This is a genomic window from Planococcus beigongshangi (assembly GCF_016820495.1).
Lineage (GTDB): Bacteria > Bacillota > Bacilli > Bacillales_A > Planococcaceae > Planococcus > Planococcus beigongshangi.
Genome location: NZ_JADHDU010000026.1, coordinates 1 through 1021, shown reverse-complemented (window position 1 = coordinate 1021; position 1021 = coordinate 1). Strand labels below are relative to the sequence as shown.

General features: G+C 40.4%; 1 protein-coding gene. It reads left to right on the top strand.

Annotated elements, in window-relative coordinates; genetic code table 11:
• Nucleotides 1-162: 162 nt before the first annotated feature.
• The gene (locus IQ294_RS16210) at nt 163-921 is read left to right on the top strand and encodes an SDR family NAD(P)-dependent oxidoreductase (protein WP_203335075.1); all 759 of its coding nucleotides are present in this window, start codon (nt 163-165) and stop codon (nt 919-921) included.
• Nucleotides 922-1021 lie beyond the last annotated feature (100 nt).

The following is a 1021-nucleotide window of genomic DNA, read 5'->3' as shown; positions in this document are numbered from 1 at the left end:
TCAGAAACCTCCACAATATAGCGCAGTTTAAGCTTATCTTTTTTATTCACTTATAGCTGAAGAGAAAAAGAAAAAAACATTTTGAAGACAGAATATTTGTAATATATGGAACAAATAGTATAATTCCTCAATGAAGGATAAAAAAATTTAGGAGGATGGAAGATGAAATTACAAGACAGAGTAAGTATTGTAACTGGTGGGGGATCGGGACTTGGCCGTTCAATGTGTGTAAATTTGGCTAAAGAAGGATCGAAAATAGTTGTAGCAGATATGAATATGGATGGTGCAAATGAGACAGTCGAAATGATTAAAGCAGGAGGCGGAGAAGCAATTGCTGTCGAAGTGAACGTTACAGATGCAGAACAAATCGAATCTCTTGTAAAAACGACAGTTGATACTTTCGGTTCCATCGATGTACTGTGTAACAACGCTGGGATTGGTGGAGCGGCAGTTAAATTACTGGATGTTCCGGATGAATCCTGGGATAAAGTTATGGCAGTTGACTTGAAAAGTGTCTTCCTTATGTCTAAGCGCGTACTTCCGCAAATGCTTAAGCAAGGTAAAGGGGTCATTATCAATACCGCATCCGCGTCCGGTCTAATTGCCAGTAACGCTGGAATTGAATACACGGCAGCTAAACATGGTATTGTTGGATTTACAAAACAGCTGGCCTTCGAATATGGCCATGAAGGTATTCGTGTTTTGGCCATCGCGCCAGGCGTTATCGAGACACCTCTTACTGCTGAAGCTGGGATGACTGCTCCAGGTGGTATTTTCCATGAATTAACGATGAATGCACCTGCTGGAAGATATGGTAAACCGGATGATATTGGAAAAGTAGTCGCGTTCCTTGCCAGTGATGATGCAAGCTTTATGCATGGAAATACAATTCCAGTTGAAGGCGGCTCAACTATTTTATAAATAATCTTTCTCAGGAGCAGTATTTTGGGAAATCGCTGATAAACACGAAAAAATCGCTGATAAACTAAAGAAAATCGCTGATAAACCCGGAAAAATCGCT

Excerpts from the sequence above, each read along its gene's own strand:
- IQ294_RS16210 (WP_203335075.1), top strand. The coding sequence starts at position 163 with ATGAAATTACAAGACAGAGTAAGTATTGTAACTGGTGGGGGATCGGGA.